The 16128-nt window shown below is 44.2% G+C and carries 16 protein-coding genes; 10 read left to right on the top strand and 6 right to left on the bottom strand.

The features are described from left to right. Positions 1 to 37: 37 nt before the first annotated feature. Genes ACO05P_RS05765 through ACO05P_RS05775 form a run of 3 tightly spaced genes read left to right on the top strand, consistent with a single transcriptional unit; the run spans position 38 to position 2295 of the window. Positions 38 to 388, top strand: a complete 351-nt coding sequence (locus ACO05P_RS05765) for a hypothetical protein (RefSeq protein WP_421754028.1) — start codon at positions 38 to 40, stop codon at positions 386 to 388. Between the two features lie 4 nt (positions 389 to 392). Continuing rightward, positions 393 to 1820 carry a CCA tRNA nucleotidyltransferase gene (locus ACO05P_RS05770; protein WP_421754029.1) on the top strand — a complete coding sequence of 476 codons (1428 nt, stop codon included), beginning with the start codon at positions 393 to 395 and terminating at the stop codon, positions 1818 to 1820. After that, positions 1810 to 2295 (top strand): IS1096 element passenger TnpR family protein, encoded by a 486-nt coding sequence (locus ACO05P_RS05775; RefSeq protein WP_421754031.1) that lies wholly within the window; start codon positions 1810 to 1812, stop codon positions 2293 to 2295. The genes ACO05P_RS05770 and ACO05P_RS05775 overlap by 11 nt, the downstream gene beginning before the upstream one ends. Here the strand turns inward: ACO05P_RS05775 and ACO05P_RS05780 are convergent. After that, on the bottom strand, positions 2286 to 2588 hold the full coding sequence (locus tag ACO05P_RS05780) for a hypothetical protein (protein WP_421754033.1): 303 nt from the start codon (positions 2586 to 2588) through the stop codon (positions 2286 to 2288). The genes ACO05P_RS05775 and ACO05P_RS05780 overlap by 10 nt on opposite strands. Positions 2589 to 2659: 71 nt before the next feature. Between ACO05P_RS05780 and ACO05P_RS05785 the strand changes: the two genes are divergently transcribed. Genes ACO05P_RS05785 through ACO05P_RS05815 form a run of 7 tightly spaced genes read left to right on the top strand, consistent with a single transcriptional unit; the run spans position 2660 to position 9808 of the window. Continuing rightward, entirely contained in the window at positions 2660 to 3550 is an 891-nt protein-coding gene (locus tag ACO05P_RS05785) for an ABC transporter ATP-binding protein (protein WP_421754034.1), read from the top strand. Then, on the top strand, positions 3547 to 4386 hold the full coding sequence (locus ACO05P_RS05790; RefSeq protein ID WP_421754035.1) for an ABC transporter permease: 840 nt from the start codon (positions 3547 to 3549) through the stop codon (positions 4384 to 4386). Before ACO05P_RS05785 ends, ACO05P_RS05790 begins: the two co-directional genes overlap by 4 nt. Beyond that, complete coding sequence (locus ACO05P_RS05795; protein WP_421754037.1) at positions 4386 to 5207, top strand: ion transporter; 822 nt, start codon at positions 4386 to 4388, stop codon at positions 5205 to 5207. The genes ACO05P_RS05790 and ACO05P_RS05795 overlap by 1 nt, the downstream gene beginning before the upstream one ends. Further along, positions 5191 to 6093 (top strand): tRNA (adenosine(37)-N6)-dimethylallyltransferase MiaA, encoded by a 903-nt coding sequence (gene miaA, locus ACO05P_RS05800; protein ID WP_421754039.1) that lies wholly within the window; start codon positions 5191 to 5193, stop codon positions 6091 to 6093. The genes ACO05P_RS05795 and miaA overlap by 17 nt, the downstream gene beginning before the upstream one ends. Next, positions 6090 to 7103, top strand: coding sequence for a tetraacyldisaccharide 4'-kinase (gene lpxK, locus ACO05P_RS05805; protein ID WP_421754041.1), 1014 nt, complete (start codon positions 6090 to 6092; stop codon positions 7101 to 7103). The genes miaA and lpxK overlap by 4 nt, the downstream gene beginning before the upstream one ends. A gap of 45 nt (positions 7104 to 7148) precedes the next feature. Continuing rightward, positions 7149 to 8618: an Asp-tRNA(Asn)/Glu-tRNA(Gln) amidotransferase subunit GatB gene (gene gatB / locus ACO05P_RS05810; RefSeq protein WP_421754043.1), complete on the top strand. Its 1470-nt coding sequence runs from the start codon at positions 7149 to 7151 to the stop codon at positions 8616 to 8618. Between the two features lie 2 nt (positions 8619 to 8620). After that, positions 8621 to 9808, top strand: coding sequence for a redoxin domain-containing protein (locus ACO05P_RS05815; RefSeq protein ID WP_421754045.1), 1188 nt, complete (start codon positions 8621 to 8623; stop codon positions 9806 to 9808). On the opposite strand, the gene gap is transcribed toward ACO05P_RS05815, so the two are convergent. From gap to ytxJ, 5 genes are all read right to left on the bottom strand, one after another. Beyond that, positions 9788 to 10783 carry a type I glyceraldehyde-3-phosphate dehydrogenase gene (gene gap, locus ACO05P_RS05820; protein ID WP_421754046.1) on the bottom strand — a complete coding sequence of 332 codons (996 nt, stop codon included), beginning with the start codon at positions 10781 to 10783 and terminating at the stop codon, positions 9788 to 9790. The two genes, ACO05P_RS05815 and gap, sit on opposite strands and share 21 nt — an antisense overlap. A gap of 149 nt (positions 10784 to 10932) precedes the next feature. Then, positions 10933 to 14088, bottom strand: coding sequence for a T9SS type A sorting domain-containing protein (locus tag ACO05P_RS05825; RefSeq protein ID WP_421754047.1), 3156 nt, complete (start codon positions 14086 to 14088; stop codon positions 10933 to 10935). A gap of 60 nt (positions 14089 to 14148) precedes the next feature. After that, positions 14149 to 15042 carry a lipoyl synthase gene (gene lipA, locus ACO05P_RS05830; RefSeq protein ID WP_421754049.1) on the bottom strand — a complete coding sequence of 298 codons (894 nt, stop codon included), beginning with the start codon at positions 15040 to 15042 and terminating at the stop codon, positions 14149 to 14151. A 4-nt stretch (positions 15043 to 15046) separates the two neighbouring features. Continuing rightward, positions 15047 to 15796 carry a hypothetical protein gene (locus ACO05P_RS05835; RefSeq protein ID WP_421754050.1) on the bottom strand — a complete coding sequence of 250 codons (750 nt, stop codon included), beginning with the start codon at positions 15794 to 15796 and terminating at the stop codon, positions 15047 to 15049. Continuing rightward, positions 15789 to 16127, bottom strand: coding sequence for a bacillithiol system redox-active protein YtxJ (ytxJ, locus tag ACO05P_RS05840; RefSeq protein WP_421754052.1), 339 nt, complete (start codon positions 16125 to 16127; stop codon positions 15789 to 15791). The genes ACO05P_RS05835 and ytxJ overlap by 8 nt, the downstream gene beginning before the upstream one ends. Between the last annotated feature and the right edge of the window lies 1 nt (position 16128).

Here is a 16128-nt window from a genome sequence, read left to right on the forward strand (position 1 = left end):
TTAGAGAAAGCCCTATTTTTGCAGCACATTTCAGCGCATGTCCGTAGTATTTTTTAGCATCACTGCCCTGGTAATTATCGGGCTTCTGTTCTTATTTCACCGAAAGATGGCCTTGCAAATGCAGTATTTGCAGATTAAAGCCGGTAAAAAGGCCGCCCCGCTAAAGAGCTTTCTACTTTTTGATTGGAAGGATAATCAAGCGCGTAACCTCCGTGCTGAGGCTTTCTTGCTCTTCCCCATGCTTTATGCCGTTCCCATTGAAGAAAATGAAAAAGGGGAACTATTGGAAATCAAGCAAAAGATTAAGCGCAGTCATGTGGGAATCTATTTTTGTTTGATTCTCTTTATTGTACTCGGTATTTTATCCGAAAAAGTAATTCCCGCCTAAAGCCATGCAAAAAGCACTGGATCATCCTATATTTCGCACCCTGAGCGAAGCAGCAGACCATCTGGGTGTAGAAGCTTATGTAATTGGTGGCTTTGTACGCGATAGGCTCCTCCAAAGAAAGGACCCCAAGGATATTGATGTAGTAGCTGTAGGCTCTGGTATCGCTCTGGCACAAGAAGTTGCCAAGCGGCTCGGGGGCCGAAAGGTAAACGTCTTTAAAAACTTTGGTACGGCTCAAATCAAACTGAGCAAGGAAGATTTGGAATTGGAATTTGTGGGCGCGCGCAAAGAATCCTATCAGCGGGATAGCCGCAAACCTATTGTGGAAGACGGCAGCCGCGAAGACGATCAAAAGCGGCGCGACTTTACCATAAATGCATTGGCCCTGGGCCTTAATAAAGAAAATTACGGTGAGCTGCTCGATCCCTTTGGAGGCATTCAGGATCTGAATGAAGGGATTATCCGTACCCCCTTAGACCCGGAAATCACCTTTAGTGATGATCCCCTGCGAATGATGCGCGCGATTCGCTTTGCTACGCAATTAGACTTTAGCATTACTGAGGAGTGCTTGCAAGCGATCCATAATCAACATCAACGCTTGGAGATCATTAGTATGGAGCGTATTGTAGAAGAACTCCATAAAATAATGGCTGCCCCCAAGCCCTCCAAAGGCCTAATCCTTCTCTATCGCAGTGGTTTATTGCAACACTTCTTACCGGAAGTTGTAGACCTGGCCGGAGTAGAAGAATTAGAGGGACAAAGTCATAAAGACAATTTTTACCATACCGCCATTGTAGTGGATAATGTGGCTGCCCGCAGTGAAAACCTCTGGTTGCGCTATGCGGCGCTCTTCCATGATATTGGCAAACCACCCACCAAGAAGTTTGTAAAGGGCACTGGCTGGACCTTTCATAGTCATGAATTTGTAGGCTCTAAGATGGTGAAGAAGATCTTCCGCCGTTTAAAACTACCGCTTGGTGAGCCTATGAAATATGTGCAGAAAATGGTATTGCTCAGTTCTCGGCCCCAGGCAGTGGCGGAGGAACAAGCTACCGATTCGGCAGCCCGCCGGCTATTATTCGATGCCGGAGAGGATATTGATGAATTAATGATTCTTTGTGAGTCGGATTTAACCACTCGCAATGAAAAGAAGAAAAAGCGCTATCTGGCTAAATATCAAGAGGTACGCGATAAGTTAATCGAAGTGGAAGAAAAAGACCGCTTGCGTCAGTTTCAACCTCCGGTGGATGGAATGGAAATCATGCAAATCTTTGATTTAAAGCCTGGTCCGGAAATTGGAAACTTGAAAAGCGCCGTTAAGGATGCTATCTTAGACGGAGAAATCGAAAACGATCGCGAACAAGCCTTGCGCTTTTTATATGATAAAGCCCGCTCTATGGGCCTGGAACCAAAACAAGATCATGAGCATTAAAATACGAGTGGTCCTCGACTGGGAGGAAGAAGATGTATTACGTGACCTTCTCGTACCCGCAGACCTCAATTTAGATCAATTGCATTTAGCCATTCTGCAAAGCTTTCAATTAAGCCCGGGAGAAATGGCCAGTTTCTACCATAGTAATGAAGATTGGGAGCAAGGGCATGAAATTCCTTTGATGCCCTTCGATGATCGCCAAACCAGCATGAAAGACCTACAAGTTCAACATGTCCTGGGTGAAGAAGGTGACCGTCTGCTTTATGTTTATGATTTTCTGGAAATGTGGACCTTCTTCCTCGAAGTACTTTCCGCGGAAGGGCCGGATACAGAGCGCAGCAAAGTGGTATTAATTCAAGGGATGCGACCAGAGGAAGCCCCTAAAAGACCCGAGGCCCAAGGGTCTAATGATCTTTTTGCTGATCTGGACCTGGACCTCGATGAATTTAACGATTTTGACGACTATCAAGAGTAGCTGATCTCTACCGAGTGTATACGATGTACGGGAATTAAACGTCCGGCCTTTAATAGCACTTTATTATCTGTGATGGCCCAGATGGTGGTATACACCTCTTTAAGTCCATCCTCATCCTCAAAGCGGATTAAAACTTTATGCTTTTGTAAATTTCCTAAGCTGGTTGCACGGTGCAATACCAACTTACGTTCGTTTAAGTCTTCTGCTCGGGATAATACTTCTTGCGCGGGAAAGCGCAAATTGTCGATCAACTCTTTTTCAATGCGTTTAATCGCGTTCGTATTGTTTCCCATAGCCCCTCTTTTATATTATTGATGTTTTTAAATTTACGAAATTTTCCGCTCATTTTTAAGCCCATCTAAATTTGGATACCGTCCTTAAGCTCGAAAAGCTCAGTAAACATTATGGCCGCATTAAAGCGGTAAACGAAGTTAGTTTCGCGGTCCCCAAGGGCAGTGTTTTTGGAATTTTAGGTCCGAATGGCAGCGGTAAAACTACCACCCTGGGTATGATTCTCGGGGTTATACAGCCCCTTTCCGGCTCTTTCAGTTGGTTTAATAGCCAATCCCCTCAAGAAGCGAAAAAGCATATTGGTGCCTTATTGGAAACGCCCAATTTTTATCCTTATATGACCGCGCGGCAAAACCTAACTTTAAGTGCCAAAGTAAAGCAGATTAAAGCGCCTAATATTGAGGAGGTTTTAGAGCAAGTGAAACTTCTGGATCGGGCCGATGATAAGTTCAAGACCTATTCCCTGGGCATGAAGCAACGCCTGGCCATTGCCTCTGCCCTATTAGGCACTCCTGAAGTACTGGTTTTAGACGAACCCACTAATGGCTTAGACCCTAGAGGTATTGCTGAAGTACGCCAGTTAATATTAGATATCGCTGCTCGGGGTATTACGGTTTTAATGGCCAGTCATATCCTCGCCGAAGTAGAAAAAGTTTGCGATCATGTGGTAGTGCTTCAAAACGGAATATTGCGCTTTGAAGGCTTGGCTAGCGAATTATCAGGCGAAGCGGCTTTATTGCGAATTAGGGCTAATAACAGTGCTAGCTTAGAAGATAGCCTAAAGCAACACCCACAAATCAAGGCTATCCAACAAGACGGTCATTTCTTTGATTTGGAAGTTGATCCTGAATTAAATGCTGAAGAACTCAATCAGTGGTTAGCCGAACGCCAAATTTACCTGAACCACCTGGAGCTAAAACAGGCTGGTTTAGAAGAAGGATTTTTAAAACTGATTGACTCATGATGCGTCTCATTGCAATTGAATGGTATAAGTTGCGTACGCACCGTTTTTTCTGGTGGGGCATGGGTCTTTTCCTGCTATTATTATCGGTCTTACTATGGACCTTCGGTAAAATCCCCCTTCCGGGTGGTGGACCAAAAGCTGAAGATGCTGCTGATGCGGGCATGGCCATGATGCTTCTCCCCCGAACTTTCGAGGAAGCAGGATTTTATCGTTTACCTATGATCTGGCAAAACGCCACCTTCTGGGCCAGCTTCTTTAAGTTTATTCCGGCTTTCTTACTGCTCTTTTTTGTCAGCTCCGAATTCGAATACCGTACCTACCGTCAAAATATTATTGATGGCCTTTCGGTGGGTCAGTTTTTCCTTTCCAAGGTGTTTACCCTGGTACTCTTCTCTGTACTCAGTACCATCGTTGTAGGAATTACAGTTATCGGATTGGCCTATGCGAATAATGATATGTCCGAGGCCAATTTATGGGCCGAAAGTGAATTTCTGATCGGGTTTTTCATGGAGACCTTCTTTATACTCTGCATGGCCTTATTTCTGGGTTTCCTGACCAAGAAGAGCGTGATCACCATAGTAATCCTCATTATGTATTACTATGTGGTAGAGCAGTTTTTAGGTTATTGGCTCAGTGAGCCTGGCGAAGCTTTTTTCGATTACCTCCCTACGCGACCGTCTCGAAGCCTGGTACCGGAACCCATCAGTCGTATTCTCGATTTCTTTGGACAGCGAGAAGCCCCTACTTTAAACTGGCATATGTGGTGGGTTTCCCTGGCTTACAGTTTAGTATTTCTCTTTAGTTCTTATTTCTTGATCCGTAAAAGAGACCTTTAATGCTGGAACCCGCAGAAAAAGACTGGAGAAAAAAATGGTATCATATCATTTTCGAATCGGATACTCCCTCCGGTAAACGTTTCGATGTACTTCTTTTAATCGCCATTTTAAGTAGCCTACTGGTAATTATGCTGGAAAGCGTTCCAAAGCTTCGGGAGCAATATCAGGAGCAATTTGTGATGCTGGAATGGTTTTTTACCATCCTCTTTTCCATAGAATATCTAGTGCGCTTGGCGATAGTAAAACGCCCCATTACTTATGTATGGAGCTTTTATGGCATCATCGATTTGGTGTCTACCCTTCCCTCCTATTTAGCTATGGTTTTAGGCGGTGCCCAATATTTCATAGTGATACGCAGTTTGCGATTATTACGGGTTTTTAGGGTGCTGAAAATGGTCCGCTTTATCGGTGAAGCCAATGTTTTGGGAACTGCCTTGCGCGCCTCCCGCCATAAAATTGCCGTATTTCTGATTGCCGTAATCTGTATCAATTTCATCATGGGTACGGTAATGTATCTGGTAGAAGGACCGGAAAATGGTTTCAAGAGCATTCCCGTTAGTATCTATTGGTGCATAGTAACTTTAACCACCGTTGGTTATGGCGACATTAGTCCGGCTACTCCTTTAGGGCAATTTATTGCCTCTGTGATTATGATTATGGGCTATGGCGTAATCGCAGTCCCCACCGGAATTGTGACCTCAGAAATCACGCGCAGTCAAAGCAAAGAAGAAACGAACGGTGGCCAAAGCTGTTCCAATTGTAAGGCCCAGAACTTAGATGTTCAAGCCAAATACTGTCAACATTGTGGAACAGAGCTCTAAGAAATCCATTTGGTGTATTGCCGGACCTACTGCAGTAGGTAAAACCTCCGTAGCTATAGAATTGGCGGAAGCATTGGGCACGGAGATTATCTCTTTTGATTCCCGGCAGTTTTACCGTGAAATTCCAATTGGTACTGCCGCTCCCACGGTACTGGAACGCCAGCGCATAAAGCATCACTTTATTTTAGATCGCAGTGTCAAGGATGAGTTTAATGCGGCCGCTTTCGCGGAAGATGCCGCCATTCGCATTGCTGAACTACATCAGAAATACGATACCCTTATTTTGGTAGGTGGAAGCGGGCTCTATCTTAAAGCCTTAATTGAAGGTTTTGATGAAATGCCTGAGGTGGCAGCCGGAATCCGTGAAGAACTCCAAGCAGAATTGGATACGCACGGTATTGAAAGCCTGCAGAAAGAGCTGCGATCCAGCGACCCCGACTATTATGCGCAAATGGACATTCAAAATCCACAGCGCCTAATTCGAGCTTTGGAGGTAATTCGCAGCAGTGGAAAGCCCTATAGTTCCTTTCGCAATCAGGCGAAGAAGCAATTACCTTATAGCGTGCGCAAAATAGGCCTGGAAATCGATCGAAGCGAACTCTACGATCGCATCAATCGCCGGGTAGGCTTAATGGTATCTGAAGGACTCTTGGAAGAAGCACGTCCCCTTATCGCATTAAAGGAGCTTAATGCCCTGCAAACCGTAGGTTATAAGGAGCTCTTCCCCTACTTTGAAGGAGCCTACGATTTAGAATTCGCCCTGGATGAAATTCGAAAGAACAGTCGACGTTATGCCAAACGACAAATGACCTGGTTTCGCAGAGAGCAAAATATGGAATGGTATCATCCCAAGGATTGGGAAAAGATCTTAATGAATAAAGCTTGAATCCAGCTCTGAAAATACTATTACGTCCCTTAGGCATGCTTTACGATCTAATTACCACAGCTCGTAACCGAGCCTTTGATGAGGGTAGATTGGAAAGCTATCAAAGTAAAGTGCCAAGCATCGCCATTGGGAATCTTAGTATGGGAGGCACAGGTAAAACTCCTTTTACGGAGTTTCTGATTCAAAATTTGGATATTGATCCAAAAGCGGTGGTTTCCAGAGGCTATGGTCGTAAAAGTCGAGGCTTATTGGAAGTGGACCCCAATGGATCTGCAGAAGACTTTGGGGATGAAGCCCTGCAAATTGCCCAAAAGTTTCCAGTGCGAGTTTGGGTTTCTGAAAAGCGTAAGGCCGGGGTATTAGCGGCTGAAGAAGCCGGGGCCAAACTCATTCTACTCGATGATGCCTTTCAACACCGCTATGTAAAAGCCCATCGCTATTTAATGCTGAGTCGTTTTGACCAGCCCTTCTTTAATGATTATGTGGTTCCGGCTGGTTATTTACGAGAATCCCGCAAAGGAGCTGAACGAGCAGACTTTATCATTTTCACTAAATGCCCTGCAAACTTAAATGCCAGTTTAAGGCAGAGATATATGCAGGCTACAGCCCGCTATACCAAGGCCCAAGTACTTTTCAGTGAATTGAAATACGGCAAAATTCGTGATCAATTTGGAAATGAATTGGAGAAAGGGAAAGCATTGCATCTGATCACTGGAATTGCTGATACCAAAGCGATGATCGAATATTTGGAAATGGAATACTCAATCCTAAAGAATAATTCCTACCGCGATCATCATGCCTTTAGGGAAACCGAGCTGAAGTCGCATCTGGCGGAAGCCAAAAAAGCCAAAGCTGCCTTACTATGCACCGATAAAGATCGCGTGAAACTAGGACCATTATTGGATAAGATTGAAGCCGATTATCCTTTATACAGCCTTCCGGTAGAGCATGTTTTTAAGCCCGCAGATCAAAGTCGCTTATTAAGTGACCTAAAGTCCCTTTTTTCCTGATCTTCCACTTCTTCAGAGCCAAATTCATTTCGCATCTTTGCACCCATGGCGAAAAATGAAGTATCGGCCGATTTAAGGGCCCAATACGAACCGGTTGTCGGTATCGAAATCCACGTTCAGCTTAATACGCGGAGTAAAGCCTACTCTTCGGATCCTACCGAATATGGGGCTTCTCCCAATACCCAAACCAGTCCGATTACCCTCGGGCATCCGGGAACGCTACCTATGTTTAATGAAGGGGCTTTAAAAGCCGCGGTTAAACTAGGTTTGGCCGTAGGGGCGCAAATTCGTGAAGTGAATGAATTTGCTCGTAAAAACTATTTCTACGCTGACCTTCCCAAAGGTTATCAGATAACTCAGGATAAAACTCCGATTTGTAATGGTGGCTTTATAGAGGTTAAAGATGATGCAGGCAATCCCAAGCGCATTAACCTTACTCGTATCCACATGGAAGAAGATTCCGGTAAAAGCTCACATGATATTGATCCCTTCAATACCTTAATTGACTTGAACCGGGCTGGTGTACCCCTACTGGAAATTGTTACCGAACCCGATTTTAGATCTGGTGAAGAGGCCTATCAATACCTCACGGAAATGCAGCGTTTGGTGCGTTACCTCGACATTAGTGATGGTAATATGGAAGAAGGGAGTTTGCGTTGCGACGTTAATATCTCCGTGCGTAAGGTGGGGGATGAAAAATTCGGTACTCGCGTAGAGGTGAAAAACATGAACTCCTTCCGGAATGTGCAAAAAGCTATCGATTATGAGGTACATCGCCATATTGCCTTAATCGAATCCGGAGGTAAGGTAACCCAGCAAACTTTCACCTTTGACGCCGCACGTGGCAAAACTCAATTGCTGCGGGATAAGGAAGATGCGCATGATTACCGCTATTTTAATGAACCCGACTTGCAGCCGGTAATTGTTAGTGAAGATTATGTGAGTGGCATGAAGGAGCAAATGCCTCCCCTACCCAAAGAACTTTTTGCCAAATACCGTGAGCATGGCTTAAGCGAATACGATGCATCCCTGCTAACCGACAGTAAGGAAATTGCCCTGTATTATGAGCAAATCATTGAACATAGCAACAATTATAAGTCTGCCGCCAACTGGATTATGGGTAGCATTAAATCCTGGTTGAATGAAAAGGCGGCTCACATCAGTGACTTCCCTTTAAAGGCAGAACAAATTGCTCAGCTAATCGCCTTAGTAGATGAGGGTAAAGTGAGTAATACCGCTGCGACCGGTGAACTTTTTAAGGCCTTATTAGCAGAGCCCGATAAAACAGCCGCTCAATTGGCGGAAGAGAAAAATTTAATTCAGGAATCCAATACCGACGAGCTACAAGGATGGGTTGATGCGGCTTTAGCCAAATATCCTGATAAAGTAGCCGAATATAAAGCCGGAAAGAAAGGCCTTACCGGCTTGTTTATGGGAGAAGTCATGAAACTTTCTCGTGGCAAGGCCGATCCTAAATTAGCCAGCAAATTGGTTCAAGAATCTTTAGAAAAATAAACATGAAAAAACTAGTCAGTCTAAGTCTGTTCATCACCCTATTAAGTGCCTGTTCTCAAACGGAAGAAGGCAAAACCGATTTACGCATCAGTGCTCCCGGGGTTAAGCAAATTGTGCTTGAAGAATTACCGGCTAACAGCGATCCTATTGCAGTAGACACCTTGAATTCAGAGGACGGTAATTTCGAAATCACCTTTCCGGTGGATAGCGCCAATTTCTATTTGATTAGTACCGATGATGGTATGCGCATTCCCTTCTTCAGCAAAGGAACGGAGCAAATTCTGGTTGAATTGGAGCCTATGGTTCAAGAGGTAAATCGCGGTTACAACCTTAAAGGCAATAAGGAAAGTGAGCGTTTACAGTTAATTAATACTTCTTTCCAGGCTTATATTGATCAGGTGGATAGCCTTTCTATTTTACGTCAACAGTACCAGGATAGCGCTAATGGCCAGGAGATTATTCGTCGTACTCAGAAAGACTTTGAAAATATCATTGATGCAGGGAGTGCAAAATACCTGGGCTTAATTGATGAAGACCCCTCAAATATTGCCAACCTCTTCATCTTCCAATTGAATATTTACAATAATTCCTTTGTTCGCGCTCAGGATCACAGCGATTACTTTAACCGCGTTGATTCCGCCCTGCAAGTTGCTTATCCGCATAATGCTCATGCTACTACCTTCCATGCTCAGTTGGAAAAAATGCGCGAGCAAATGGCCGCAAATGAAGCAATGAAAGCTCGCCAGGATGCAATTGCCGTTGGTGGCCCGGCTCCTGAGATTTCTTTACCTAAGGCAGATGGCACCATCTTAAGCCTTTCGGATTTACGTGGAAAAGTGGTATTGGTTGATTTTTGGGCAGCCTGGTGTCGTCCTTGTCGCATGACCAATCCTCAATTAGTAAAGGTTTACAATCAATTTAAAGATCGTGGCTTTACCATTTTAAGTGTTTCCTTCGACGGATTACCCAATCAGCAAAGTCCTGCTCAAGATTGGCAAGCTGCCATTCAACAAGACGGTTTGGTATGGGATAATCATGTGAGCGACCTGCAAGGCTGGAACAGCTCCGCCGGACGGACCTATGCGATCCAAAGTATTCCTTACACTGTTTTGGTAGACCGTGATGGGAATATCATCAAGAAAGAAGTTAACCCTGCGGAATTACCCGCCTTATTGGAATCGATCCTTTAAATAAAGAATTAAGTCACGCAGGCGGTGCGAATAGCCCATTTCGTTATCGTACCAGCCTACGACCTTTAACATTGGGCCCAGAGCCGTAGTAAGCTCCTCATCATACCAGGAGGAATAAGTGCTCCCAATTACATCCCGAGATACAATCGGTTCATTGGTATAGCCCAAATAGTTTTTAAGTCTCCCTTCGGAGGCCGCTTTAAAAGCATTATGAACCGCCTCCACCGAGGCGGTTTTTTTTACGGTAAAGGTGATGTCGGTTAAACTTCCATCCGGAACTGGCACCCTAATACCCGCACCACCAATAAGGCCTTGTAAATGCGGGAAAATACGGGTAATAGCTTTAGCAGCTCCGGTGGTGGTTGGCACTATCGATTCGGCCGCAGCTCGGCCTCTCCTAAAGTCTTTATGCGGACCGTCCTGTAATTGTTGATCGGTAGTATAGCTGTGTACGGTAGTAATAAAAGCATGTTGGATACCACAAAGCTCTTCCACCACTTGAATTAGAGGTGCCGCACTATTAGTGGTGCAAGAGGCATTCGACAGCAAGCGATCCTGAGCTTGGATGCTTTCTTCATTAATCCCCATTACAATCATCTTCATATCATCCTGGGGAGGTGCGCTTAAAATCACCTTGGTTGCCTGCTTTAAATGATCTTGCAGATGGGCAGTGGTCTTATACTTACCAGTAGATTCGATGATCAAATCCAGGTCCAAATCTTTCCAGTTCAAATTGGAAACCTGTGCTTCATGGGAAAGCTGAATTTTATGCTTCCCAACCTTTAAGATTTCTCCATTTAATTGGATGTCCTCAGGGAAAAGTCGGTGGGTGGTATCGTATTTAAGGAGATGGGCCAGATTCTCGGCCGAAGCCAAATCATTTATGGCCACAACCTCAATCTGAGGTTCATGCACCAGTACTCGCATTAAGCTGCGGCCGATGCGTCCGAATCCATTGATTGCTATCCGAACCATAGAGTCTAAAATTGAGTGGTGAGAGCGCGAAGGTAGCCAGAAAAATACGGTCGGAAGGCGAAAATAGATTTCATCATTATGGCCATTGTTAAAACAAAAAAGCCGCCTCGGCAGAACCGAGGCGGCTTTGAAATATCTAATCAGAAAGCTTAGTGAACGATCACCAATTTTCCGGTTTTAACCTCTTGACCTTTAATTACGCTAATTACATAATTACCGTTTTTAAGGTTTTGAACTGAGAAGCTTACTTTTTCAGTTCCGCTAGGTAGATTATTGTAAGAAAGGGCTTTCACCAATTTACCACTCATGTCGCGAACATTGATTTTCACATCACTGCGATTCTCAAGGTTCAGAAAAACATTTACATTGTTTTGAGCAGGGTTAGGGAATAATTCCAATTTCTCAACAGCGGCTACTTCAGCTTGCTTAGGTTCTTCAATACTTACATAATCGGAAGTAGAACCGGTACGGAAGATACCACGTCCATGCGTAGCAGCGTAAATAGCACCTTCGAAATCAGTATTACTTACAAGATCGTAACGAATGGTGCGAGTTTGAATGAGATCAAATACCTGAACATTAGCCAAACCATTATTCTCAGCGGTCCAGTTAACATTGCTGGCGGTGATATCATCAGTAGTAAACACACCTAAGTCTGTACCCAAGATTACCTGACCACCGGTTGGATCGTTATAGTTGATTACCCCATCCATTACTGGCATTGGAGGCAAATTACCATCCTTAGCTACGAATCCAGAGGTGCTCAAGGTAGCAGAACGAGCTTGCTCAGTATAGAATACGTGATTCAAGTTAGCTCCGTAGTTACCACAAGTGATGATCAAACGATCTGGATCTTCGGTATCAATTACAATGCTAGTGATTGAGCGGTTAGGCTGACTGAAAATCACACGATCTTCAATAACTGCATTACTAGGCGCAGGAGGGTTAACCAAATAGTTGATATCAATATCCGCGGTTTCTTCAGAACGGGCATTGGTAAGGTTCGAATAACGCACCACACGACCGAAGTTAGTACCTACAAATAATACATCCCCATCATGGCTGAATGCCATACAAGAAGGCGTTTCCCCATTGGCTAAAGCACCGATATGCCACCAGTTAGGAGTTTGTGTACGATTGCTCAAAACATCACGAGCCATCCAAACACCACCACCTAAGTTACCAGGCTCACTGGCATTGGTATAGGCCGTTAAACCAACTGCAAACATAGATTGTACCGGATCCTGTACCATAAAGGTATCGCTAGGATTCAATCCATTGGTAATGGTTTCAGTGATAGGAATATCACCGGTCTCACTAGGAATAATGATAATTGCACCTGGATCGTATTTGGTAGCAACACTAGCACGAATTTCCAAAGAGGTACCATTGGTAAATTCAACGGTATACTGACCAGTAACCGGATCAAAGGTTCCGGTTCCATCACCACTTAAAGTACCACTGGCATCAGAGGTAACTACTTGAGATCCGGCCTTCACCACGAAAGACTCAGGAACAAACTTAGTTGAACTTTGAGGCTTGGTGAATTGGCTGGAGTAACGCGGATTACCATTTCCGAATCCGTAGCTCATTTTAATGGTATCCGCAATAAAGGCAATTGAGTCAATACTATTGCGATCTTCTAATTTCTCCCATAATACATAAGGAGTTACGAAGTCTGCAAAGGCAAAGCTGAAGGCATTATAACGACCTGCCATTCTATTGTTGTAGAAATAAGAATACTCGTCTCCAGAATTGATAGAACGACCAAGCTGACCATATTGACGAGCTTTGAAACGCACTTCCTGATCGAGGTGAGAAATAGCCGTATAACCACCATCACCATCGAATACAGATCCGTCGGGTTGGGTAATTCCAATGGTCCGCTCTCCTCCTTTTGGCAAGGTAGAATTGGGATCAATCTTAATGGTACCATTATCTTGAGTACCTCCCGTAATTACTCCATCAAAGCCAACAGCCATTTTGTAGAACTGAATACTGGCATAACCTTTATTCTCTTCTGTCCAGCTAAAACCATCGTTGGTCGATTTGAAAATACCCCCGTCATTACCAACATAAATAGTGTTGCTATCGGTAGGATGCCACTGGATTTCGTGCAAGTCTACGTGAACATAAAAGTTAGTAGATCCTGAGTTTTGGCTGGCAATTTGGAACCAACCATTATCCTTAGACCATTCCCACATGGTTAAACCACCTACGATGATGCGTTCTTTATCTTTTGGGTCTACACCAATCATCACAGCAAAAGGTGATTGATCAACCATACTTAATAAGGCGGAACGTGAACCAATTACCGACCAGGTAGTACCGCCGTCGGTAGATTGGTATACGCGATCGAAAATACGACCGGTAGTTACCAGTACATAAACATAGTTTTCATCTGATGGGCTTACCGCAATTTTCATACGGTCAGTGGTACGGCCAATAGTGGTAGCCGTATTTCCGCCAGCTTGAGTAATTTCATTGAAGCTTCCGGCGCTTCCATCATTAGACTTCCAAATTCTTTGTCCCACTTTCGCCCAAACAGTACCCGACTTTGTTACCACAATGTCTTGTCCTGTACCGGAGCTAATTTCGGTTGTCCAACTATTACCGCCGTCATTCGAGATTTTCAATCCGTCTGCACTAGCGGCATAAATACGATTTGCATTATTAGGATCACAAGCAATTTTACCTACTTCTGTCCAACCCTCATTAGGGTTTTGAGTAGGATCGGTACTTGGCAATTGACTGAAAGTTAAACCACCATCGGTAGATTTAAAGATACCGGCACCATCTAAGGTGTTTACGAACAAATAAGAGTTCTCGCCGGTACTGGCATAAATAGCCCCATCAGCACCTTGTGCCAAGTCGGTAATCACTAAATTTTCCATTTGATCATCCACTGGAATCCAGCTACGGCCACCATTGGGGCTATGGAAAATACCACCAGTTACAGAGCCAGCCCACATTTTACTGGGGTTATCCTTATCAAATAGAAGCGAACGAGTACGACCACCCATATCATTTGGGCCCATTTCGGTCCATTGAAGGCTCAGGCTAGAGGAAGCGTTTTTAGCCATACGTTGCAAGGCTTGACGCGCTGCAATAATATCTGCTTCTTCCACTTTACCGGTTACCGGGTTTCTTCTAATCCTACTCATATACTCCGCGTAGCCCAGAGCGCTGGCTTCGTTCAGGCTCTGCTCGCGAGGCTCGTAATAGTTCTTTTCGGCGGGGCTCATCCAGATAAAAGCTCCAGCTAGCATTAAGCCACCGATGGAGAAAAGTAATCCTCTTTTCATTCGTTTTCCGTTTGATTTATGCTGTGCGACAAATATAATTTCTAAATACTTAACCTTGGCTTAAAACATGTGTCTTTCCGCATGATAGGAAGATCGAACCAGCGGTCCACTTTCCACATAACGGAAGCCCATATCGAGGCCAATTTCTTTGTACTTCTCAAACTGCTCCGGTCTAACAAACTCTTGTACAGGGAGATGCTTGGGAGTAGGTTGTAAATATTGGCCTAGGGTAACGATGTCAACCTTGGCCTCTCGTAAGTCTTTTAATGACTGTATAACTTCTTCTTCTTTTTCACCTAAGCCGAGCATCATACCCGATTTAGTGCGCGGTAAACCTTGCTCTTTCAAATAGCGAAGTACCGCTAAGCTCCGATCATACTGAGCTTGAATACGTACCTGACGCGTTAAACGGCGTACAGTTTCCATATTATGAGACACAATTTCCGGTGCCGCTTCCACGATCCGATCGATATTATGCCATTCCCCTTTAAAGTCGGGGATTAAAGTTTCCATGGTAGTTCCAGGACTCATACGACGTACCGCCTGCACGGTCTCTTTCCAGATTATGGAACCTCCATCGCGCAAATCATCGCGGTCTACCGAAGTAAGCACACAATGCTTAACCTTCATCAATTTTACTGAACGTGCCACTCTTTCGGGCTCATCCCAATCTACAGTATCGGGGCGCCCCGTAGCTACGGCACAAAAACCACAACTCCGGGTACATACATTGCCTAAAATCATAAAGGTGGCCGTGCCTTCTCCCCAACATTCGCCCATATTCGGGCAGTTTCCGCTTTCGCAGATGGTATGCAAATCATAGTTCTGCACCAGACCGCGTACCTTTTTATAATTCTGTCCGGTAGGCAGTTTAACGCGTAACCATTTAGGTTTGCCGGTGCTAATAGCACCCTGCTCCCGAACAGGAGATTTTGCTTCTAAAACTTCACTCATTTCTTTAGTTCAGTTTATAACCAAAGTTTACTGTAAGGTACAACTGGAAAAAACCGCTCCAGTTGATATCCCTTTCTTCCTCAAAGAAGATAGGTACTTCCGTAAAGAAGTAATCATAGATAACTCCGGCCTCTACACTGGTGATTTTATCATCCAGTAATTGGTAATCAAAACTGATCCCACCTTTTAGATAGACGCCGGGTTTTAATTTGGTTTCCTCAATTCCGGTTAAAAAATTTGCTTCACCATTAATATTCGCCGGATTAGTCTCTCCGGTGTAGCGAATAATACTGGTGTAGTAATCCCCATCCGGACCAAACTCATCCACACTTAAATAGATTGGTTTGAGTAAGCCCAAAGACAGACCACCACTGAAAATTGAAGAAATAGACACCGAACCCTGGTCGGTTTTATCAAAGAGAGTATGCTCATGAATATAGCCTACTCTAACACTGTAAAATGAATTAATCCGGCCTTTCACAAAACCGCGATAATTATTGAAAATGTCTTCCGATGAAATTGTCTCTTTGGGATGTCTCAGCTTAACGAGATCAATTTCGAGACCCGCAGCATTGTATCCATCCAAAAATTTAAGATATCGACCATTTAGGCCATATCCTCTGCTGTGAAAGTTGATTCCTCCGGTATAAGCACGATCGTAAACCTGACGTTTAAAGTCTGCATCTGTATCCAGCTGTGCCTGGGCCGACAAAGCGAATAAGAGCATGAATGTCAGGATTCTGATCTTAGCCATTTACGAGTTCTTTTATATCCTTAACGTTAATTCCGTTATGGGAGGTTTGGTATTGAACTCGACCTTCCTTAACTAAAATCAACTGAGGCGATTCGTGGTCCACGCCATAGTGACGAGACACGGCATCGGAAGTTGTCCGATACTTAATCAAATCTAAAAAATAAACCGGTAATTCGGAAAGATGTTCATCCCAGTCGCGTTGTAAGCGATCCCATGCCATCGCACTGATTACACAGCGAGTAGAATGCTTAAAGATGATGGCAAATTCCTGTTCAGAAACCTGGTCTATCTCCTCAAACTGAATGGGGTCTGTTAAAGTCCGGATGTTCATC

Source organism: Croceimicrobium sp., assembly GCF_965228705.1.
GTDB lineage: Bacteria > Bacteroidota > Bacteroidia > Flavobacteriales > Schleiferiaceae > Croceimicrobium.